The following is a 21,396-nucleotide window of genomic DNA, read 5'->3' as shown; positions in this document are numbered from 1 at the left end:
ATTCCTCTTTTTAATCAGTGGCAGAGACCCTGGCGCCGCGTGGCGACCGGTTCGCATGTCGCAAATGGTCTCGCGGCCATTGGCGCTAACGCAATGTCGGGATCTTGTAGTATGTTGCCTCCTTGATCTCGACATTGTTTTTGTAAATCATTGTTTGGGTTATCGTGCTTGTGATCCCAATGGCTGCGTTGGCAATTACCCCCAGCATTTGCACTCCCGCTGCGGTATTCATCGCTGTGGTGGTGACCGATCCTGTTGACATGGTATTGCTCCTTTAAATTATCATTTGCTGCATGTTGAACCTGCCCGACCGGCAGCGATAAGCGGCCTTGTGCGTCCAAAACAGAAATGGACCGTCATCGCAGCGCGGCAATCAACGCGCCGGGTCGCTCCATGTAGGTATTCAGCACATTGGCTTTGATCTGATTGTTCGCATCTTTTTTAGCGATCGCTTCATTGTCCTTGACGGACTTGATCGATAGTCCTATTTGAGTGCCTGTTGCGGCCACAGTGACGACGGCTAAGAGAGGTAAAAAAAATGCCATGATCATCTCCCAGAAATTAAACAATACGGACACTTTTCGGCGCCTGCATAGCAGTGCCCAACACAAAATTCAGACGCTGAAGTTTCAAATTTTCGATTGTTGCCAATGCATTTTTTTTCTTGTTCGCCACCTCTTCCGAATCGTTCGGATCCGGCAAGAGATTCAAATCGTGCGGCTCAACGGAGCGCGGGTCGAGAGACATGTTCTTCTCCTAAAATAATTGATAGAACCAACGTGGCCAGGGACTTTCAGTTCGGGATGCGAACTTTTCCGGGAGCGCTAGCCAAAGCGTTCACACCTTCGATCGTAGTGTCTCGCTCTACCTTATCGGTTTGAATTTGCAGCATACGAATAAGATTATTGTCAGCCGCTGCCTGCGCTTTTTTATACGCATCGTCAATGCTACCGTTGCCGGAGGGGCTACCTCCGTGATTACCGGCCGGCGTCGTCTCCATGAATGCAAAGCGGCGTTTTACCGAATACCTGAACATTGCAACCTCCTATTGTTTAGTTAAAGCCTCGCAAAATTTGTTGCCTTGCATGCGTTACGTGGATCGCGGATGAATGCAGTTCCATCATTGAGAAATAATTTTGGATCAGGCGCCCGTTTTCCTGTGCTTTTTTGCCACAACGAAAGAAAATCCCTGCATTCAACGAACCCCCCGCGATTTCAGGCCACTCAATGGCTGTCTATCTTTGATGGAGAACACGATGAATACACTGCACCTATTGGAATCCAAGATGGTTAGCGCGCACGACGACCTCAATGAAGCCGGCGCGGAACCCGTTACTCCGGAAAGCATGCCGGAACTGGTTGATCTTTCCATGCGTAGTTTGATGGCGGTTTGGGCCCTTAAAACCAGGCATCAGGTCGACTACGATCTTGCCTTATGCGCGCTGCAAAGCATCAAATAGTCGCGGCACACTCGCCTGGCCGGATTTCATATGAGTATTTCAGCCCTTGCTCCTCAAGCCCCGGTGTCGCCGGACTGGAAACGATCCGACTCGCAGTCGCGCAACGCCGAAATAAAAACAGCGCAACAGTCTGCGACACCGGCCGTTGCGCCACGGCCCGCGACGCAACAAGTACCGTCCTGGGGCTTTTCCGCAGACGCAGCGCAGTTCCATGCGTTTGCTTCCCATCGCGAGAAAATCAGAACAGCGACGGTCGCAAGCTCCGCCAAGAACGGCACACGGCATGCATCCCGCTTCAATATGCAGTTGCGGACCTTGCGGCGTGCATACCAGTTAATGAAGGGACCGGTCGCCGAACGCGAACTGCAGGTTCAGGCGGAGACCATCATTGATGCACTGCGGAGCGGCCAGGAGCTTGATCAGTTTTTTTCCGACGAGGATGCGACCGCCAACTTTATCGCCCTGCAGGAGGCTGGCGAGCGGTTGCGGGCGGATGCCGCCGGCGACGAGATGAGAGAAAAGATCGAAGCACACCTGAAGCGGCTCTGGCGGATACGCCGGCAACGTGTTCTCAGCGAACTCAATACTGCGCAAGCGATAGCTTCGTTCACGGAACAACTCAACGAGCGGGAGCAGTTGCGGCGCTTTTACTACGATTCCATCGTGTCCGGCGGATCCTTGCGTGAGACCTTTGAGCGTCTGCTGCAAACCTTTACGGCTTCAAAAATCGACTGGGCGCTCAAAGTCTTGCGCAAAGCGATCAATGACGATATTTCCGCGCGCACTTCGATTGCGGATTTTTTCAGACTGGAACAAGGGTCGCGCACATTAAATGAAGTCAGTAAAATCAATTCCATGAAATCGTTCGCCCAGGATCTTGGATTGAAGCTCGACGCGCCCACGCTCAAGGAAGTGGAGGGAACTTACCATTTCCTGCGCGAGGTGATGCGGTATGTGGAGAGTACCGGCGGCACAAAACGGTTTACAAGCTTGTGCGAAAGTATCACGAGCCCGGAACGGGCAGACAGTCCCGAGGTACAACGCCATGTCCGGCTATTCCTTCGTGACATGATTCCCCTGACCCTGTGGCCTGATCGCACCACACGCGAAACGCACACCAACCCTTATTTCCGCCCGGCTGCGGCGCCCGCTCCGGCGGCATGATAACGCAAGGAACACTGCATGGAAGCCATCAACCTGTTTCAGCACGCGCTGATCCTGATCATCCTTCTTTCCGCACCGCCGCTTGTGGTGGCGACGGTGGTCGGTGTCGGCATATCCCTGGTGCAGACGCTGTTCCAGATCCAGGATCAGACGGTGCCGTTTTTTATCAAACTGGTGGCGGTGTCGGTCACGCTGCTGCTGACCGCGCGCTGGATGCAGGCTGAACTGGTGACCCTGACAAATCAGGCGTTTCTGGCGATAGGGAATGTCGGACGGTAAACAGACCTTTACCACATTGCGGCAATTGCGAACGGACATGTGGGTGGGACACATGAATGGCTATGGTGGTCTGGGCTTCGCCGTCGTTGGGACGAGAATTGCCCGCCCTCTAACCGGATGACGGCAACCACTGAATATCGACTGCGAACTGTAACGACATCACCGTGGCGAGTCTGCGCCATACCGCCAGTCCCTCTCCTGGTGCTCGTACGGGCCACGTAGCCGCAGCCGAATCGATATGATTATCGACTGCGGCAGGTAAATTGATTACCCATGCCGCAGCCTGTGGATCGGACCTATTAAGGACTGTTTTGCTCTTCATATTCCGATTTAGTAAGATAAGTCCACGGTTTGTCCGGACTATCTTTTTTAGCGATGTACATCCATCTACCATTGTCAACAGTACCAACCCAGTCAGGAACATAGCGCTGGAGCCAAATTATGCCGTCAGCGTCTTTGTACTCACGATCGTCATAACCGTCTTGCTTTGGAGCTGGAATGTGCGAATAGTCTCCGCTGGATGACGGATCTTTACTAACGCCACCGGGTACCTTGTTCGTCTCGATATACCACTTGTAGTCCTTATACTCCGTATTATCGGCGTCATTAATCGCGACGTATCGTTTGAGGTCAGGATGGTATCTCCAGAGATAAAATTGGCCGTTCGTATCCGCTGCCCAAACATCGGGGAAGTCGACATTGTTGTAGCGTGGCCACTGCCACATCGTAGCCCGCTCTCTACCTACACCATCCGGAATCTTACCTTTACTCTTGTTATATTTATCGATCACCGATTGGGTAATATCGTTCTCGAACGCGGTCGGCCCCGTATTCTCTTCCTCGGAGAAGTAGGTAGCCACAGGCGGGTTCTTGCTGTAATCCATGGTGCCAACCTGCACCTCCCGCCCCAGTTTCGGATCCCACCGCCAGATCGTGCCTGTTGCGGGATCATCGTAATCCGACGCTTCCGGAGTGTCCTTGTGTGAATAGGCCGGCACCGGGCCATTGTTGAATTCACGATATTGCTCTGGTGGCAGATAGTCAATGGTCCCATTGCTCGTTTCCCGCGTACCGACGAGTACATACCGTTCCACGTTCGCCTCCCAACGCATTACACCAATCTTGCCGTCGGGGAGTTTAATTTCCTTATCCGGATACTCAGAGCTACCCTCTGTCGGGGGAAGTCCGGTCAGCTGCTTGATCTGCGTCGCATTGAGCATGGCGATATCTTCCAGAGGCGGTGTCGGTCCGCCTTTTGGATTATTGGCGGCCAAAAGATTAACCGTCTCTTTACTGAAGTAAGTGTCCTCCCCTGCTTTACGCACCCCGATCTGGATAACCTTTCCTGCCTTGGTCATGCGGTAAATCGGTCCGTCTCCGCTCGCGTCGCTGTCGATCCAGTCGTCCTTATAATCCGGATGCCGCTCCGGAATGGGGGCCGGATTATGGGAACGCCCCTTGTTGTCTGCGACGTAAGTACTGAGAGGGGACAAGGCGATCTGTTGAGCTTTGACCGTCCCGGCTTTCATATACGCTTTGACCTTCGGATCATATCGAAAGAGGGTGCTGTCCACTCCATCCGGAGGAACCCAAATATCGGGATGTTCCGAATCCGGCTGTTGCGGAACCTCGGTTGACGTGCCCTCTGGTTCATATGCAACTCCGTTCGCATCGTTATACGCCTTGACACTCGAATACGTCGAACGGTCGAAGTACACATTCTCGCCATTGACGCGATTGCCGACGTGAACCATGTTGCCATCTTCGGCAAGACGCCATATCGGCCCGTCGCCATCGGCATCGATCACGATGAGGTCATCTTCCCAACTCGGGTGCGCCTCGGGGACGGTGGGCGCTTTCACGCCCACATTGGCGTTGTATTCGTTGAACTTTGCAAGGTCCAATTCCGTGACCGGGCCATTCGGGCTGCCCTTGGTGCCGATAAGGACATAAGCATTTTTTTTCTCGTCCCATCGAAACACGCCGTACTTGCCGTCGCCAAACAGAAAAGACCGGTCCGGGTGCGTCGAATTCGGAGCTGGTTTAGGCGGTATGTGGGTCCCCAGGGCAGGTGGGGCGGGGGCATTATCTTGAAAGATCACTATATTCTTCGTGATCGTGAGATTGGGCGGAGTGCTCCCCTCGCTACCGGGATTAGGAAAGGTCGTTGTATCCAACCAGGTCAAGTTGAGGTTTTCCAGGTTATAGCTATTCGATCCGTCAATCACTTGATCATCTCCCTATTCGATTTTCAAAAACGAGCTCTCACGCGGAACGTCTTTGAGCACAGCAATCTACCAGCCATCACAGCGCCGACGTGAGATCTCCTTACAGCGTCCGGGCGCATGCAATAGACTCACTGCGCTCGGGTTCACACGCGGCGATCACGCGATCACGGTACTACGCCCAGTGTCTATACGCGTTAAGTAGCCATACGCATAATCCGGTTCCCGAAAAAATAAACAATCGTGCGGCGGCGGTATCAGGGTGAAGGCAAAGATGGAATGAGCCGTAAGGAAACATCCTTCGGTCACGATGTCGATCGATCAGGACTTGCAGAAACTTCGCCTTCTGGGGATCGCTCATCGAAAACATCTGCATCGGGAGAATCGAGGTGTTGTACGTAAATGAGGCATGAGTGTATCGGCAATGACATGGCCTTGGCCATGCGGGGAACCGGACATGGATTAATGCCACTCACCGATGACCATTCAACATTGCCGCCCGCCACCGCGAATCCGGCGCGCCGACACTCGTACCTGAATAATGAATCCGATCTCCGCCCCAAACCGTGACATGGCTTTGCCTCAAAACCGCCAGATATCAGGCCCTGACCAATTTACGCGTCGACCCGGTCCGGGAACAGTTTCGAAAGGAGACTTGCCGCGCCATTCAGTGACCATGCACTTGATCTGGATGCCGTATTGGAAGAATTTCTTCCGCAGTCCGTCGAACTGACGAAAAGCGGGACGTGGCTACCAGAGCTCGACAGTAAAAGCTATCCAGACAATGATAACCACCAGGTGGTAGACATTAGTATTATGCGCGATGAAGATTTGATGCACCAGGCGATGCGAGAAGTGACTGGCTGGCTGCGTCCTGCCGAGGTCTGACCGAGATATGGGCCGCGCAATCGCCCAGTACCCTTGGAACCGGGGCGGTCCCAAGCACCACTAAGACTTGGTGACCGCGCCGCCTTCCACTCTTTCACCGCTTGCTGCTGATCATTTCATGCAGTTCAATCCGGTTGTACGCCACCCGCATCGCATCTTTCGGGCTGATCAGCTTGCGGCCGACAAGCTGCGCGAGGTCTTCATTGAGGCAACGCGACATATTGTCCTCGCGCCGTTTCATGAAATCCGCGAGCAGCGGCAGCTTGGCGGGGTCGGCGATGAATTTGGCGATCTGCTGGTTGTTATTGAACAGCAGTTCGCTCGCCAGCACAAAGGCGTCGCCGTTTTCGGTCGGCACCAGCCCCTGGCAAATTACACCGATCATCGAATTGGCGAGTGCGATCGCCCGCTGCTCCTGCTGATGGTGCGGAAAGAAAGACAAGAGCTTGGTAATCGCGTTGACCGCGCTGTTGGTATGCATGGTCGCCAGTACCAGGTGTCCCGATTCGCCCGCGTGCAATACCGTTTCCGCGGTCTCCTGGTCGCGGATTTCGCCGACCATGATGACATCCGGGTTCTGTCGCATGGCTTCGCGCAAGCCGGACGAAAAGCTCGGTGTGTCGGTCACCACTTCCTTTTGCGAGACGATGGATTTTTTGCGCATGAGCTGATACTCGATCGGCTGCTCGATGGTGACGATATGGCCGGTACGCGTGCTGTTGATGTGGTCCAGCATCGATGCCAGCGTGGTGGTCTTGCCGGCGCCAGTCGGACCGGTGACGAAGATAACCCCCTTGGTCGCTTCAAGCATGGTCTTCACATACTGTGGCAAACCGGTGCGCTCCAGCGGTATCGGATGCAGTGGCAAGCGGCGGATCGAGATAACGACCTTGGTGCCGCCGGACGCGAGAAAGGCGTTGCAGCGCAACCGGCAGCGCGTCAGCACAAATGGCCGGTCGATCGCGCCGCCGGGCAGCTTGGCCGCCCACTCCCTGTCGATCGAATCCAGTACCGGCGTCATTTCTTCCATCAGTACCGGCTCGCCGCCGACTTCCTGCCAGCCGCGCGGCGTCTTGATCATCATCGGCGCGTCCTGCTCGATATGAATGTCGGTAAACACCTGGTCGGAGCCGATCAAGCCAATGATCTCTTGAACCAGGTCGCGGGATAAGGAAAAGTCGTTATTCATATGGATAAGCTGTTGTGGTCAAATCTTTGTAAGGTCCTGGGCAAGCGTGGCGCCCATGCGCTCGCCTGCAATGTCTCCGACAAGGTCTGCAAGCAAACCCCGTTCCAGGTGTGTGTGCGGACGCGCCGGACTTTTAGTGGATGGGCGCGCCGTTTGGTTCGCCGGCAGGCGCAACCGGAGTCGGACCATGATTACGATAGCAAACGGCTGGCGTGCCCCGGCAGTCGCGCAAGATCCTTGCGGCCTCATTCTTTCAGATTTGGAAGCATCGATTCCGCCGGGCGCCGTTGGTCGGCGCAGAACAAGCCATGTCCACTTAACTCCGATCTGGCACGCGACGTGCAATGCGCATGTCGCAGCATGTTGTGACCGCATGAATTCAAACGACAAACCATGAATGCTCCTTTGACAACACCTTTCCTGGCCGACGAAACGCCGGATGCGCCAAGCTTTCTTGCGGAGGAAATCGCACCGCTGTCCGTCGACGTCCTGATCGAAGGCGAGACCGGTACCGGCAAAGACATGCTGGCGCGCGAAATCCATCGACGCTCCCGGCGGCAGGGCAAGTTCATCGCGATCAACTGCGCGGCGGTACCGGAAAACATCGCCGAAAGCGAACTGTTCGGCTATGAAGTCGGCGCCTTCACCGGCGCGTCACGCCCCAAGGAGGGCAAGCTGGAGCTGGCGGACCAGGGCACGCTGTACCTGGATGAAATCGACAGCATGCCGCTGAATATTCAAGCCAAGCTGTTGCGCGCGTTGCAGGAACGCGGCACGGAGCGGCTGGGCGGCAGCCGGTTCTATCGCTCCGATTTCCGGGTGATCGCGTCAACCAAGATTGCGCTGCTGACGCTGGCCGAACAGGGAAGCTTCCGCAAGGACTTGTACTATCGGCTCAATGTGGTGAAGTTGCGCCTGCCCTCGCTGCGCGATGCACGGGAAAAGATTCTGCCGCTGTTCACCGAGTTTCTGACCGATGCCTGCCGGCGCCACGGACGCACGCGCCCAACGACAGCCGGCAGTATCCAGAAACTGCTGATGGAATATCCATGGCCGGGCAACATTCGTGAATTGAAGAATGCTGCCGAACGCTATGCGCTCGGCTTGCCGCCGGTCGAAGATGAATCAAACGGCGACATCGGTACGCCTGCCGTTGAAGCGGCACCTCTGCAATCAACGGACGACGTCTCGCTATCCTTGCGCGAGCGGGTACGACTGTTCGAACGCGAAGTGATTCTTTCCACGCTACGCCGTCACAATCAGGCTGTGGCCAAAGCCGCTCGCGAGTTGCAGATGTCGGTCAACACGTTGTACTACCGCATCCGGATCTTGGGTATTCGGATGGATGGCGGGCCGCTTCCTGCGACACCGCACCTTACTCCGCCCGAGATGGATCCGGTGCAGGTCGTGCCCGGCAACGATAACGAAAGAAACCTACGCGCCGAAGCGACAGAATCTGCGTCCGCCGAATGTACGCCGACGCTGGCGGCCCCGCTACGGCTATGCATCAAGGAACGCTTCACCGTCACCTTCAAACAGTTGGTCGAGACGAAAGTGGCACGCGCCGATCAACTGATCTTTCCGCATCACGAGTTCGTCGGCGCCCTGTTGGACGCTCTATCTCACGCACGCAAGACCACACCGGGGGATGAACCATGCGCAGACGGCCCCCCAGACCACTGGGTGCCGGGCGCCATAGATACGGTACGCGAGGCGATCCAGGATATCTGCGCCGAGCTGCGCCGCCCAACGGGCAATTTTTTACAGGACATGGTCAACAGCCAGGCGGCGGATCGCTATGCGCGCACCGCGCGCGGCGCACTCGAAAATTTCCGTCCACGCATGGTCGATACGCAGCAGGTGTTCGACAAGCTGGCGTCCATGCCGGCGCTGGCCGATGTGGCTCGCAGCAACGTGTGGCGCCTGTGCCTTGATCCGATCAAGGTGGACCTGATGCACGCCAAAGGACTCGGTATCGATGACAACCCGTATATCGGGCATTTGTTCGACAGCGAATCCAGTTATTTATTCAAGATGGGCCGCGGATGGCTATCCGCAGTCAATGACCTCAAGAAGCGTCTGGACCTCGCGATGATTGTGCGCTTGCATGCCCTCGCCAGCATCGATGGCGAAGCAGCGGTATCGTCGTTGCTGCCCGACGTCTGTGGCGCATGGGCGCAATTCGGCATGCTGCCGGGTGAAACCGTCACTGCCGATGGCGAACGCGAACTGCAGCAGTTCATCGAAGACCGTGGCGTGCAGGGTGGGTACGACAGCGCAATCCGGTTTTCTTTTTACACCAAACGCGGCATCGGCGGCGCCGAGTACAAGATCTTCAAACGCGACGAAGCGCTTCCCGCGGATCAAGCCTCATTGATGAACCGATGGATCGATGACTATTCCAATACGCTGTCGGCAAAGGAGGCTAGTCGGCAAGACAAGGTCCGGGCAGCTGCCGGGCTGTGCCAACAAATGCAGCGCCTGCGACCGTTCCCGGACGGGAATTGCCGCACGTTCTGCATCTTGCTGTTGAACCGCCTGCTGCTGCAACTGGGCGAACCGCTCACCATGATCGACAATCCCAACAAGCTTGATGGTTTCTCGCTGGCGGAGATTGTTGATTTGGTGCGGGAGGGGCAGGAGCGAGTCCGTGGGTGGAAAAAGGTTTGATGCAAACTATCTCACTCGACTTCCGTCGGAGTGATGACGATTGCAAGCTTGGTCTTTTCATTTAAAGCAAAGTGCGCAACCCGCAGCCCTCTATTACAGCGTGCATTTTTTGCGCATCGATTTGCTTCACCGTTAAGGTGTTTTTGCCGTTTTTGGTTTCCATGCCATAGACGGTGTGGAAATCGGAAAAATGATGGTCGAGATAGTTCTCAAGATCTTGAGAGGACGTGAACGTTGCCTTGGCAAAGTTCGGATCATAAAACATATAAGCCTTTTTTCCAGCGTCCATAGTAGATACAACAAGCATGGCATGATTCGATGTGAGCAAAGAAAGACATGCACCACTCCCTAGCCTCTCTAGTGTGTTGACAATTTCCTTTACATTTAGAGAGTCCACATCGCATTCCGCCTGTATCGCGCCTACATTGCTATGAAGCGATGCCAGTCCTTCCCTTAGTATTGTTGCTTTCTCCCCCTCGGGATCGGCAGCGGCAAAATACAAATTGTCGAAGAAGTTGGTACATCCTCCATTCATTTCGGCTGTTGCCACCATTCGTACCAGCGGCAAACAGCGCCCTCCGCCTTGGGCGGCATTTGTCAACGTCAAGTAAAAATCTTGCGGAATCAGTCGTATATCCGTTGCACCGTGTTTTTGCAGTTTTTCTGTATTCTCTAGAGTGAGTTTAAATATACCGACCAAGTGTTCCTGATCCTCTTTGTTTTTTATCAGGACTGACAGCACGCTCTTTTGCAGATGGGTATAACTACTGAAGTTATTAACGTATAGATTCTTTAATTCATGAGAGGTTTTATTTTCAAGATCTTCTTCAAATAGTGCAGCTGGATTATCATGGTCGAGCTCATCTGCATTTTCGGCACGCGCCTTTTTCGCGATGGTTGAAGTCGCAATAGTATTGCGCAGAGTTTCATACCGTTGGCTTGTCCTCTGCATCTCCCTTTTTTGCTCATCGCCTTTCCCTTGAATTTTGAGAGCGGCAATTTGCTCCGGCATAAGGTCGGTGGAGCATATTGGCGTATGGCTTGGCGTCGCGCTCTCTGTGGCAAAGTAGCAGATATGGCTACTATCTCCGCACGTCGAACGCAAATTTTCACTCAGATTGAACAGCCGCTCCCTTACTGGAGACGAGGGCGTGACATCGCGAACAGACGCATTGCTGAATTCCGCATATGCGATGCTTAGCCCGGCTATTCCACCACCCCGGTCCTCGCAAGAACTGGAGGTTTGCGCCACACCTGTTTCACGCCTGTCTGTTAATTTCATTTTTTAATCAGCTTTCTATAGTTGGTTTTTCATGGATTGTTATTTGAGAATGGTATATGTGAGTTGAAACAGAACGCACAGCACATGCGTCATGACGACGGCTGCATCTTGCTCTTCTCGATACTCCGCGATCGTGTACTAAGCAAGTTATCAAAAGTTTTCTGACACGGAGAAGGCTCCCCTCTCCCGCAGGCGGGAGAGGGGTGGGGGTGAGGGAGCTCGCTATATCTCATGCGGTCTTATCATGGTCCCTCATTCCCATGCCAGGCGCCCCCAGCCCTTTTTCCGCCCGCGGGAGAAGCCGAACCAAGCTCGATAAACCGGGCCTGCAAACTATTAGAATGGCTTTGACCACCCGCTTAGAGCATTGAAAGTTACGAAGACCGCATTAGGGGAATAGCCGATTACCCGTATATACTGAACGAAGCCCGCTCAGGCCGCATTGCCCTTTCATGCATCGCTCGGTCGCAGTCGCTATCCGTCTCTCCGAAGTGCCGCATCGAGCAGATCCAGATCGTCCAGGGGAATAATGATCCGGCTCGCGTCAAACTTCGCTGCGATATCGCCAGGACGAGACATGAACTCCTCGAACCTTTTCATTTCTTTACCATCGTAATGATGAGTCTCCCACCCTTCGCCCAATTCCACATATCCAAGTGTCCGCTGACCGTTCTGATGCACTTGCCATCGAAGCGCCGACCGCTTCATTTCATATCGACACAGAATTGCCTTCCGTTCGCCATCACGATCTGTCCCGGTAACTACAAGTGTCCCCGAATATTCGTTAAGTGCGCCCTTATATCCCTGTTTCACATTAACACTGCATAACCTGGAATCGAGTTGCTGTGCCAGCTTATCCAACCCGATACTTTTGTTAGCCCATTGCGCGTGCTTTGCAAATTCCCGGGCTTTGTCGACATGCACCTTTTTTACGCCATCCACCATGTCGAGGCCATCCAGCAGACGCCACGCTTCGTGGGCGCTCAGACGCAAGCCTGTATCGGATTTCCAGGTGTAGGTCTTGCTCGTCCTGGGTGATGGCTTCGCAGCTTCTGTTCTCTTCAGGATTGAAAACGTATTGGCGTCGTACAACTGGTCGAGATCCGTTGCGCGACTTATTTTTCGCTCACATCTTCCGGCAACTCCGAGGTAGTGCTGCACAACCATAGGCGCGGACTGCACTACCTTATCCATCGCGTTGAGCAGCCATGCCAACGACGACGAGGGAAACGGCGCGGCTTGCACGGGCGCTTTGCTGGTTGGCGCATGGGCGAAACTTATACGACGACCGCCGCCGCCCCGCTCCGGAGAGGCATAGAATGCTTGCGATACACTCGTGTCTTGCACGCTATTCAAGGTCATGTCGGATCGGCGCTATAAAAACTATTATTCAAGAATGAGGATCTGTGGATAACGCAAGCCGGCAGCAACGCTCGCGCGCTACGTCTCCCTGCTAAAACTAAAGAATGACCAGCACATCCCTGCTGCAACAGTCCACCAGCTTCTGATACACGTCCGGCATGACGTTGATGCAGCCATTGGTGATGGAACGTCGCGCATCTGCCTGAGCGGATTTGAGTCGCTCCATACGACGCTCCGCGGGATTGAGGGTGTAGACCCGATGAATGGCCCAAAGATACCTGCGATTTTCCTTGTAGACCAGGATGTCGCCGCCATAACCGGGATCGGGAATCTGTTGATGGGACAGACTGAATGTCCCTGCCGGAGTATTATCGCCAACCAGCGCCGGAAAGCAGTTCCCGGCAAAACAGATCGACGCTAGTGCCAGATTGACGACCACCATGTTGTCAACCCAGCGGCTTTTTCCGTGTCATCGGCAACGGCTTTGGCGGCTCCGGTCTGTCGGCCACGCAGTCGCAGGAAGCCGGTGTGGGACGCTGCTCGATCACGACTGGCGTCTGTTGCGCCTTGGACACCGGTCGGATAAAGATATACTCGCCGCGCCCGATCGCCGGATGCACCCGATAGCCGCCGCACTTCAGTTCGCCGGTCACCGCGTCCTGCTCGCACTCGATCGGCACCTCGCGCGGCCAGATGGTAGCCGCTGTCGGGTGGCCGGGCAGATAATTCGGAATATGGTAAAGGCCGTCAACGACATGTCCCGCCGCCTCCGATCCGATCGTATAGCCGGACGCCGGCGTGCCCGATCCGAATGGCATGCGCTCGACCTGAAAGTCCTCGCCGAAAAACATCGGTGCGTAGTCCGCGGCCGCGCAAACCTGCGTGACTGCAGCGAGCAAAAAGGATGTAATGATCAGTCTCACGATTTCTCCTGCGGCCGGTGATCTCTTGTCCCGCCGGGTGGTGGAACGCATGCCTGCACGCATGATGGTGGTATTCGCATTGACGTTCCCGTTGCACATTAACCGCACCACCTCAATCTATCCGGGCAGTATTTTTCGCCTCGGTGATTGAAACACCGCGTCCATGCGAACAATTGATTCCGGTCGACTCAAGCGCCTGCCGGTTAAGATCATCCATGCACATGCGCGCCAGCGCGGCGCCCTTGAAGCCCATGTTCCACATTTCGCGCGCGTTCTTCAACATCAGGCAGTTGTTGTCGGTCCAGGTGCTGCCGAAGCTCAGGCCGACCGACACCGCATTGGCGCCCATGGAGATCGACCCCATGCAGGTGTCGTTACTGCTGGTGAGCGCGGGCGCAAATGCCGTCGAGGCCACCGCGCGGCTGGCTTCGTAGACCGCGTGGCTGTCTATGGACAAGGATTGTCCTTGGCTGCCCACACCGAGCGCCGATCCGCCCTTCGACGACGTGGTCGCGGTAGCCGTTGAATTGGATGCCGATGTCGAGTTTGACGCTTGCGGTGTGCCGCTTGCCTTGCTTGAACGTAGCGTAATCCACTCAGCGGACGCCGCGTTCACGTACAACAAGGCCGCAAGCCAAAAAACGATTTTGATCTTCATGATTTCTCCCCTTGATTGCTTCAAATGGAATTACGGCGCCTTGACCGGACCGATGTCGGTCGACAAACCCGCTTTCGCAAAGAACTTGCCCGATGCACCGATACTGGCAATCCCGGCCGCGTTCAAGCCTGTGAGGGAACCGGTATGATTTTTGCCGCCGGCATAGCCATCTGCGTAACTGGAGACGCGCGTCGCCCCGCTATGTTTCCCGCCGCTCTTTTCGTAATGAAGCTTTGTGTCGAAACCGGCTTTGGTTTCGCCGCTCACATAGCTTCCCTGATTGACGCCGGCCTGGACCTTGTTGCTGGTGTGCGTGCCAGCCTCCCCGCCATTGAAGCCGGTGCTCACGCCGTGAATACCTGTTTTTCCGTTCACGCCGGTATCCGCCATGCCGGCTGACGTCGCCGAGCCGGTGCCCGAACCGCTGCTGAGGTTGTAGGCTTTGCCGAAACTTTCGGTGGTGGTTGCACCCATGACCCCGGCATTCACTACCGTGTATTTAGGCGTATTGTCCGCCGTCGTCGTTACTTTCGCGGTCGCGGCTTCGCGGTTTTGCGCATACGATGTTGCGCTGCCATTGGAGCCGAGCGAGAAGTTTCCCCCGGCGTTCGCTCCGGTCGCGACCCATCCGCTGCCGACTACGTTCGGTTGCGTCGCGAAGACGATTTGTTGAGAAAGAGATGCGGCACTAATGATTAGTGCCGTGAAAAATTTCATGCGAATCATAACGAATACTCAGTAGTGAAATTCTGTTGGAATGAAGATGAGGTACACGCGTTATGTGAAAAATGTGTGATCTTAGTTCCCGCTTTTTGAAAAGCATTCCGGGATATATGCGCATCATCACCGCGCACTGCAGCTAGAAATTCCTGATCCATTAGTCCGGCATAACGGTTCCGCCGGCGCTCCATCGGAATCAACAAAGATGCAACGCTTTTACATTTTTCGACCACTCATTGATCCGAGGCTGGCGAGTCGGTCGCCATGCCGTTCAAGTGGAGAAGAATAAAATGGGCTGCGTATCGGGGAAATTTATAAACGAATCGGCGCAAGTTGGGCATCTGTCGGACGCCGGCCGTTCCAACGAGAGTCTAGCTGTCGTACAGCATGTTCATGTCGATCATCGGACGCCTATTTCCGCATTCCCGGCCTCGTCCAGCCTGGTGGATAGTCGTCCCATGTCCAACTCCAGGCAATCTTCGCGATTGTCGAATACGTCGCAAGGCTCCAGGCAGGAACGTCTCGCCAGCGCGGAGGTGAAATGGAGCCGCGACAATGTTCAAGTAGCCACGAACGGCCAGGAATGGCGCAGTGAAACGGGCGATACGATGAACGAAGAGCAGATAGACGTACTGGTGGATTTCATGAACATCGTTCGTGTAGACGACGTGGACGAACTCGGCGTAGCACTCCCGCTTGCGCTGTGCTACGGTCGACGCCGGGCTTTTGACGCCGCCTGCGCCGTATATGAGGCCGGTATCGGCGATATCACGGAGGAGAATGCGGAAGGAAAAACATGCTTGCATATGATGGCGGAAAACCTGCCCGACATAAGTCCGCAATGGGCAGAAATCGATCCCTCCACCGGCGTCGCAGTTCCGCCGGTATCCTTGGCGGAACGGTTTGAACGTGCGTTCATGCTTGGCGCGGACCCGTTCCAGGCCGCGGGTAACGGACAAAGTCCGATTGACAATGCGTCTGACAACGGGTGTCTGGAATTGCTTGAGCAAACCATGAAAAGGTTGACGTCTGAGGCCGTACTTGCATGGTGCCAAGGAAATTCAGCTGTCATGAGTAGTCTCAAGAATCCAGGCAAGGGATTTCATCCCCTGTTCGGCGCGACAGCCAATGTTCTTAATGAGTACCTGAAAGCACTCAAGACCATGAATGAAGTGGACGATACCTATGGCAGTAATCGGTACGCTGATCTCTGTGACGTTCTGGCCGCGACGCGAGATACGGATTCTTCGACGGAGTGGCGGCAAACGCTATTTGCCAGCAGCATCTCGCCTGAATGCGCCAGCACCATCCTGCATGCCCGCATCGATGCCCGGCCTGGTGAGCCGGAGGGCAGCTGGAATAGCTGGTGCGACCAGGAGTGGCACTACCTTTTATTGAACTATGATTTCGAAGCTTCCTCACATCAGCCATTACCTTCATTTGAATTGGCAAACATGCTGGTTGCAAACGATGCGCTTCCGTCTCAAGATCTGTTGGCAACGCCGGAATTTCACGCACAATGGACCCTGTATCAACAACATCATTCAGCCAAGATGTTTTTCTCTGAAGTACAAGAGGGAACGCGCAGTTTTAATGAAATAACACAACAAGAGTTTTCCGCATTTGCTTCGCAAATGTATCGGATCTTCTTCAGTTTGCCGCCTGAGGCATGCGGCGCTTACTGCACGGAACTCAAAAATTTCTTAATGGATGACCAGAGCTCAACGAGCCGATTCGCTTTTCTGCAAACAGCGCAAGTGGGTTCGAAGTACCTTGATAACATGGATGACTCTGCAAAGATAACAGGAAGCTGGAAAATCTTGATCCAGGATGTTTCCGCTAAATTTTTCCAGTTCGATCAAGGCCGCCTCTCGATCAATTTGGAGGCGAAAAGCAATAATGCCTATATAAAGCGCCAGGCGATGATCGCGGCCCGGCGTGGACCGTGAACACCGGTTAAAGGTCTCTGCAACATCCGCCTATGAATGCTCAGTAAATCCTGGCAAGGCCGATATCAGCGACATCGGCTACTCGCCATACCGCTTGGCTGAGCTATGTTTTTCTCTGCTCTGATTGACATCCGTGATACGAGAGCCGACGTAGCGTGGATACTGACGTTGAACGCGATTTCGCCCATGATCCCGGTGCATCTGGCTGTTCAAAGCAGTCTAAAGGAATACCCATGTCTTCCTGGTTGTAGTAGATATAGAAATAGGGGGCGCCAGCGATAGTCATCAGGCATTTTGCATACATGCTCGGGCCAGTGGCCAGCATGGTGCCGAGCGCTCGAAGATTTTGCGGACCGAGGCCTTGGTAGATCGGTGTCGTCACAAACCTTTTCCGTTGTAACGCGTCGAGCGTTTTTGGATAGATATCCTTGAACTGCGTGAAATCAGAATTTTCTTTTGCAAGCATCGTGTCCAGTTCTCTTATTGCCGATTTCCTGAAACGCAATCCTGCGCGAAGCTGCACCGCATTTCTTAGTGCTTCCTCTGCTTCTTCTGCTTTCTTGCTGTACTCGTCATGTTGAAATTGATGCAGGTTGCTTGCGCCGCTGCAGATAAGATCGTCCAGCTTTTCCTGTAACACTTTCTCAAAGTGATCGGGATACAAATGATTGCAAATTGCGTGAGCAATAAGTTCAACGACCGTCAGAGAATAAGCGGGCGCCGACAGAATATTGTTACTGATGACTGTGTTTCCATGGCTATCTTCCGCATAGAAAAGGCGTAGTCCTTGCGCTGCGCTGTAGTTGTCCGGCAGGGCCGCTTTTGTTCTGATGTCGCAATCCATATAGGTGCCCGGATGCAGAGCCAGAATCAGAAGACGAGAGACATCGGATGAGGCCGCATCGTTTGCAAAAACGCTATGGCCGGACCTCTCTTCGAGGATAACCCTCATCACGATGTCCGGCGTTATTGTTCCTCGAAACTCGCCCGAACCCGCTTGGGCTTTGAGAGACCAAACTATATCGGTTTGATTGATTGACTCGAATACGGTATCCAGGCGATCTTTAAACGACTGATCGTCCTGAAGAGGAGAAAAGAGGTCTTCCATGTCAAGCGACCGAATTTCCAGCCGCGGTCTCGCTCGCAGAGGTCCGTGCTTGGGAAGGGCAAGAATTTCTTTCGCTTTACGATAAGACACGTTACGTCGTAAAAAGATTTCTGCATTCAACCCGTCGCACAGCGATTCGATAACGCGGATGGTCGAATGCTTGCTGTCGGTCCAAATAACACCGCGCATCTCCGGGTTATGGATCAAGGCTTGAACGATGTTCAATACATGATCTTCCGAAATCTGCTTGCCGGCCCATGACCAATGAAACACTTTTGGCACCACGTTGCTTTGCGCGTCAGACCAGCTGCGCATGCTCAACATGCTGGCCCTCGACAGCGGCCTCTCGATTGACGAAGCGGCCAGCGAAAAGCCGGATCGGACACCGGCTGCATCCGGTTCCAGAAGCTGCACTGTCACAGGCGGCAACGGTTGAAGAGACTGGGACACACTTCCACTGATCATGTCATTTCCTTATAAGACTGATGCAAAAATTTTTAACGGAACTTATGTAAATCAAAAACAAATTCAAGGCAGGACAATTTTCGAGCGTTCTTACAACTTATTTCGGAAATGCCGCAAAAGCCGGCGCTCATTCTCATCACACGCGTTGAGTGTCAAAACAAGAGCATTTGTTCTCGATTATCAAGATTTAATTGCACTTAAATTACACATTTCGACAGGACGAGGGCCGCAGGAGGATATGACCGCGCTAGAGCAGATTGCGTATCGGTGTGAGGGTAGCGAAGCGGTCTGCCGCGTTTCCTGGGGATGAGTGCAAGGCGCCAAGCGCAGGCAGGGCTGTTCCCTGTCGAGCATTGGCAACGCCGCAATCGCCCCAGGAAACGCGGCAGAACCCATACACTGATATGCAATCTGCTCTAGTATTCAATCGCTCGATCCGAGCCCGCGCCTGGCCACATCGGATGTACGCTGGAACGCAACGCCCTGGGCGCCGGCAATGACAGCGCGGGATCGATTGGCGGCAACCAGGGTAATGCCCTTCGCCTTCCTTTCATCCTTTCCATTGACCGTGAACGGGCTGCGGTATGCCCCCTCCATAAGCCAGATGACCGTACCGGCCGACGCATCGTCGATGGCAGACTGCAGTTGCGCCGCCGTCGACACGAACACAACTCGAACCCTGCACGTTGAACGTTTTCCGTTTCGCTGATCCGTCCGGGGCAAAGCCGGTGCGTATGCCGGTGAGGCAGCTTGCGCGGCGCCCTGTACACAGGTGGCCGCGCCGCCGCCATACAAGGTCCCGCCCAAAAGGATTGCGGGGACCAGTCCGAGAATTTTTTGAATCATTTTCGTCTCCTCGTCACAACCTCGTCGCCGGGACCGCCAGGCAGACGCACGTCCAGAGGCAATAGGCATGCCCGCAGCCATCTCTGACGGCAACCGGCGGGAGCATCCATTCCGGCGCGCGCGCGACGAAGGAATGGACCGGCAGCCTTGCAAATACGCCCGCGACGGCCGGGAGGTTTCACGCATTTTTGATATGTCACGGCCTGTTTATCTGGCTCGTCAGCTTGGCATCAATCCTGCAAACGTCTGAAAGCAATGCACGTCGCCAGGGGAATCGACTATCTTGTTTGCCAATATGAAGAGTTTCTTGCATCGTTCGTCAGCGGGCGTGCGAAGCGGCATTGAAGAAGCACGGCTTGCAGCCGGAAGAATCCTTGCCGGCTTGAAGCGCCATGCACTCCACAACGCTCCGGCCGATCACGAATCCACGCCGTTCACCTGCGAAAACGACATGCTGGCCATGGCGGCTCGTCTGGAAATCCTGGCGAAGATGCCCGACCTGGTTCCAGGCCTGGATTTACCCGAACGATTTGTCATCCCGCTGGCAGGCATGCTGGGCCACACCATCGACGACAGCCGCTGCAAAATCGCTGCTCGCCAAAACGATGCGCCAACCCAAAGGATGCTGGCTGCCTCAAGGACACCAATACCGGAAGGTGCGCCGACTACCTTCATCCTGGCGCCGTTCGACATCATGACGCACACTGTCGACGGCCGATTGCACGCCCAGCTTCTGGAAAACAACGACACCGGCTATATCGGCGCGACCAGCGCCAGCCCGCAAGTGCAAGCCATGATCTGGGAATCGACCGGCCGCATCGTGGCCCAGGCATTCGGCAAAGAGGACAATCCGCTCGTGCTGGTTTCCGTCTCCGGCATGGAAAATAAGGCAGACCCAAGACCCAACAAAATGGTCCATGAAAAGATCGCCACAGCCGTCGTCATTGCTCGCGAGCTGGAACGCAGGCTTGGACGTGAAGTGCATACCTATGCATTGCAAGACCTCATTGCGGGGATGGATGCCATCGACCAGGACGCACCGGCAGTGGTGCTCGGCTACACGCAGCAATTTATCGACACCCTTCAGCTCAACAACGATCGCAGTCTTGTGCTGACCGGCCGCAAGGTCGACGGTATTCATAACGGCCGCCTCATCAAGAACCTCGCCACGCTTTACGGCGACAAATGCGATCTCGAATCCTTCAAGGCGTTCAACCCGACCTGGCAATCCGGCCAGGACAAGGGCGACGCCTACCGTCATGCGAATGCGTTCAACAGCCGGTTCGGCGCGTCGTTCCCCTTGCTCAGCCGGCCGATCACCTTCGAGCAGGTTGACAAAGCGGACGGTTTTGACGGCATCGCCGGCAAGGCAAAAGCTTTCCTCGAGCAAGGTATTCCGGTTGTACTCAAGCCCAGCGGCACAGGCAACGGCAAGGGCATTCGCTTCATCGACCTCGGCGCGAGCGACTCGGATATCGCCGAGACCGTGGCCGACATGTGGCGGGAGATCAATGAATGTTATACGGATTGCTTCGGCAATCTGACCGCGGGCTTTCCGATTACCGTGGCGGAGGCGTTGCAACCTGGCGTGGTGAACGCGCCGGGGACCGCCATGCACGGGCGGACCTTTGAGCTACGTTTTGTCGTTATCAACGATGGTCAGGACCATCTCGTCTGTGCACCGACGATCGCCAAAGTGAATATGGGGCAAGGCCGAGTAAACAATGTGAGCGCCTCCATCAACCAGCAAGATGCGATGGGGATACGCGGGGCTGACTGTGTTGTCCCCATGCTGGATATGCCGGAGGTGGAGCGCATGCTCGGACTGACGGAAGCACAGCTAGCGGAAATGGCTGCGTGGGTTGCGCGGGATATGGCGTACATACTAAGCATGTAAACAAAATTACTTTAACCTCACGCGGCGCAAGCAGAAATGTTCAGGCAGAACGCCGGGATAAATAACCTCCTCATGATCGTCAGTCTGGTATGCATTCAATACCGCAACCGAATTTGTCCTCACTTAGGACTTAATACGAGAAGTCTATTTACTTCACTTCATTGACACATGTAGAAAATGTCCTTAGCTCCGCCCGCGCGATTGCTTCTGCACTTAGTAAGCTGCGCATAACATCTACAGCATCATTTTTCAACAGCACGGAACTCGTTCTGTTGAAATTGCCACTCATATATCAAATCCGCACACAGGCT

22 protein-coding genes are annotated in these 21,396 nt (G+C 54.7%); 8 read left to right on the top strand and 14 right to left on the bottom strand.

The features are described from left to right. Positions 1-85: 85 nt before the first annotated feature. The 4 genes from D3871_RS30405 to D3871_RS26310 all read right to left on the bottom strand — a co-directional run bounded on the left by D3871_RS30405 (position 86) and on the right by D3871_RS26310 (position 1,036). Positions 86-262 (bottom strand): hypothetical protein, encoded by a 177-nt coding sequence (locus D3871_RS30405; protein ID WP_158598071.1) that lies wholly within the window; start codon positions 260-262, stop codon positions 86-88. Positions 263-356: 94 nt separating this feature from the next. Then, on the bottom strand, positions 357-545 hold the full coding sequence (locus tag D3871_RS26320; protein WP_147376915.1) for a hypothetical protein: 189 nt from the start codon (positions 543-545) through the stop codon (positions 357-359). Between the two features lie 16 nt (positions 546-561). Continuing rightward, the gene (locus D3871_RS26315; RefSeq protein WP_119772042.1) at positions 562-747 is read right to left on the bottom strand and encodes a hypothetical protein; all 186 of its coding nucleotides are present in this window, start codon (positions 745-747) and stop codon (positions 562-564) included. Between the two features lie 46 nt (positions 748-793). After that, positions 794-1,036 (bottom strand): hypothetical protein, encoded by a 243-nt coding sequence (locus tag D3871_RS26310; protein ID WP_119772041.1) that lies wholly within the window; start codon positions 1,034-1,036, stop codon positions 794-796. 220 nt (positions 1,037-1,256) lie between these two features. Here D3871_RS26310 and D3871_RS26305 point away from each other — a divergent pair, with 220 nt between their 5' ends. From D3871_RS26305 to sctS, 3 genes are read left to right on the top strand one after another with little or no spacing between them, the layout of a single operon-like run. After that, a complete protein-coding gene (locus D3871_RS26305; protein ID WP_119772040.1) occupies positions 1,257-1,460 on the top strand; it encodes a hypothetical protein in 204 nt (67 codons plus the stop codon). Between the two features lie 30 nt (positions 1,461-1,490). Next, positions 1,491-2,624 carry an HrpJ domain-containing protein gene (locus D3871_RS26300; RefSeq protein ID WP_119772039.1) on the top strand — a complete coding sequence of 378 codons (1,134 nt, stop codon included), beginning with the start codon at positions 1,491-1,493 and terminating at the stop codon, positions 2,622-2,624. Positions 2,625-2,642: 18 nt separating this feature from the next. After that, positions 2,643-2,903, top strand: coding sequence for a type III secretion system export apparatus subunit SctS (gene sctS, locus D3871_RS26295; protein WP_119772038.1), 261 nt, complete (start codon positions 2,643-2,645; stop codon positions 2,901-2,903). A 299-nt stretch (positions 2,904-3,202) separates the two neighbouring features. Here sctS and D3871_RS26290 read toward each other — a convergent pair whose 3' ends face one another. After that, a complete protein-coding gene (locus D3871_RS26290) occupies positions 3,203-5,131 on the bottom strand; it encodes a hypothetical protein (RefSeq protein ID WP_119772037.1) in 1,929 nt (642 codons plus the stop codon). Positions 5,132-5,827: 696 nt separating this feature from the next. Here D3871_RS26290 and D3871_RS26285 point away from each other — a divergent pair. Next, positions 5,828-6,016, top strand: coding sequence for a hypothetical protein (locus tag D3871_RS26285; protein WP_119772036.1), 189 nt, complete (start codon positions 5,828-5,830; stop codon positions 6,014-6,016). 94 nt (positions 6,017-6,110) lie between these two features. Here D3871_RS26285 and D3871_RS26280 read toward each other — a convergent pair whose 3' ends face one another. After that, positions 6,111-7,205: a type IV pilus twitching motility protein PilT gene (locus tag D3871_RS26280; RefSeq protein ID WP_119772035.1), complete on the bottom strand. Its 1,095-nt coding sequence runs from the start codon at positions 7,203-7,205 to the stop codon at positions 6,111-6,113. Positions 7,206-7,598: 393 nt separating this feature from the next. Between D3871_RS26280 and D3871_RS26270 the strand changes: the two genes are divergently transcribed. Further along, a complete protein-coding gene (locus D3871_RS26270) occupies positions 7,599-9,875 on the top strand; it encodes a sigma 54-interacting transcriptional regulator (protein WP_119772033.1) in 2,277 nt (758 codons plus the stop codon). Between the two features lie 61 nt (positions 9,876-9,936). On the opposite strand, the gene D3871_RS26265 is transcribed toward D3871_RS26270, so the two are convergent. From D3871_RS26265 to D3871_RS26240, 6 genes are all read right to left on the bottom strand, one after another. Continuing rightward, on the bottom strand, positions 9,937-11,157 hold the full coding sequence (locus tag D3871_RS26265; RefSeq protein ID WP_119772032.1) for a YopT-type cysteine protease domain-containing protein: 1,221 nt from the start codon (positions 11,155-11,157) through the stop codon (positions 9,937-9,939). 474 nt (positions 11,158-11,631) lie between these two features. Next, positions 11,632-12,519, bottom strand: a complete 888-nt coding sequence (locus tag D3871_RS26260; RefSeq protein ID WP_119772031.1) for a hypothetical protein — start codon at positions 12,517-12,519, stop codon at positions 11,632-11,634. 97 nt (positions 12,520-12,616) lie between these two features. Then, positions 12,617-12,961 (bottom strand): murein L,D-transpeptidase, encoded by a 345-nt coding sequence (locus D3871_RS26255; protein ID WP_119772030.1) that lies wholly within the window; start codon positions 12,959-12,961, stop codon positions 12,617-12,619. Between the two features lie 4 nt (positions 12,962-12,965). Then, positions 12,966-13,442 carry a hypothetical protein gene (locus D3871_RS26250; RefSeq protein WP_147376914.1) on the bottom strand — a complete coding sequence of 159 codons (477 nt, stop codon included), beginning with the start codon at positions 13,440-13,442 and terminating at the stop codon, positions 12,966-12,968. A gap of 112 nt (positions 13,443-13,554) precedes the next feature. Next, positions 13,555-14,100, bottom strand: a complete 546-nt coding sequence (locus D3871_RS26245) for a hypothetical protein (RefSeq protein ID WP_119772028.1) — start codon at positions 14,098-14,100, stop codon at positions 13,555-13,557. A gap of 30 nt (positions 14,101-14,130) precedes the next feature. Next, positions 14,131-14,817, bottom strand: coding sequence for a hypothetical protein (locus D3871_RS26240; protein ID WP_147376913.1), 687 nt, complete (start codon positions 14,815-14,817; stop codon positions 14,131-14,133). Positions 14,818-15,095: 278 nt separating this feature from the next. Here D3871_RS26240 and D3871_RS26235 point away from each other — a divergent pair, with 278 nt between their 5' ends. Continuing rightward, positions 15,096-16,769 (top strand): hypothetical protein, encoded by a 1,674-nt coding sequence (locus tag D3871_RS26235; RefSeq protein WP_147376912.1) that lies wholly within the window; start codon positions 15,096-15,098, stop codon positions 16,767-16,769. A gap of 103 nt (positions 16,770-16,872) precedes the next feature. Here the strand turns inward: D3871_RS26235 and D3871_RS26230 are convergent, their stop codons facing one another. Together D3871_RS26230 and D3871_RS26225 are read right to left on the bottom strand one after the other, a co-directional pair. After that, positions 16,873-18,342 carry a hypothetical protein gene (locus tag D3871_RS26230; RefSeq protein ID WP_119772025.1) on the bottom strand — a complete coding sequence of 490 codons (1,470 nt, stop codon included), beginning with the start codon at positions 18,340-18,342 and terminating at the stop codon, positions 16,873-16,875. Between the two features lie 423 nt (positions 18,343-18,765). After that, complete coding sequence (locus D3871_RS26225; RefSeq protein ID WP_119772024.1) at positions 18,766-19,188, bottom strand: hypothetical protein; 423 nt, start codon at positions 19,186-19,188, stop codon at positions 18,766-18,768. A gap of 67 nt (positions 19,189-19,255) precedes the next feature. On the opposite strand from D3871_RS26225, the gene D3871_RS26220 reads away from it, so the two are divergent. Next, entirely contained in the window at positions 19,256-19,438 is a 183-nt protein-coding gene (locus tag D3871_RS26220; protein ID WP_119772023.1) for a hypothetical protein, read from the top strand. A gap of 132 nt (positions 19,439-19,570) precedes the next feature. Next, the gene (locus D3871_RS26215; RefSeq protein ID WP_147376911.1) at positions 19,571-21,085 is read left to right on the top strand and encodes a hypothetical protein; all 1,515 of its coding nucleotides are present in this window, start codon (positions 19,571-19,573) and stop codon (positions 21,083-21,085) included. The last annotated feature ends 311 nt before the right edge of the window (positions 21,086-21,396 follow it).

Source organism: Noviherbaspirillum saxi (assembly GCF_003591035.1).
Taxonomy (GTDB): Bacteria; Pseudomonadota; Gammaproteobacteria; order Burkholderiales; family Burkholderiaceae_D; genus Noviherbaspirillum; species Noviherbaspirillum saxi.
Note: the sequence above shows the minus strand (reverse complement) of the source record. Positions and strands in the feature narration are given on the sequence as shown.